Source organism: Mesorhizobium sp. M7A.F.Ca.MR.362.00.0.0, assembly GCF_004023175.1.
In the GTDB taxonomy this organism is placed as follows: Bacteria; Pseudomonadota; Alphaproteobacteria; order Rhizobiales; family Rhizobiaceae; genus Mesorhizobium.
In genome coordinates this window covers 1-235 of the sequence record NZ_RZTF01001135.1, presented here as the reverse complement: position 1 = coordinate 235, position 235 = coordinate 1, and the positions used below count along the sequence as shown (strand labels likewise).

Genomic DNA, 235 nt, shown 5'->3' with positions numbered 1-235 from the left:
CCAGCTATGTATTCATGACATGATAGTGTGTCGAAACACACTGGGTTTCCCCATTCGGGTATCGCCGGTTATTACGGTTCATATCACCTTACCGACGCTTATCGCAGATTAGCACGCCCTTCATCGCCTCTGACTGCCTAGGCATCCACCGTGTACGCTTAGTCACTTAACCTCACAACCCGAAGGTGTCTTTCGACATCATCGTATTGCTACATTTGAGAGACTCTATGACAGG

The 235-nt window shown here is 48.5% G+C and carries 1 rRNA gene; it reads right to left on the bottom strand.

Annotated elements, in window-relative coordinates:
* Positions 1-172, bottom strand: a 23S ribosomal RNA gene (locus EOC06_RS41310); the annotation flags it as partial.
* Positions 173-235 lie beyond the last annotated feature (63 nt).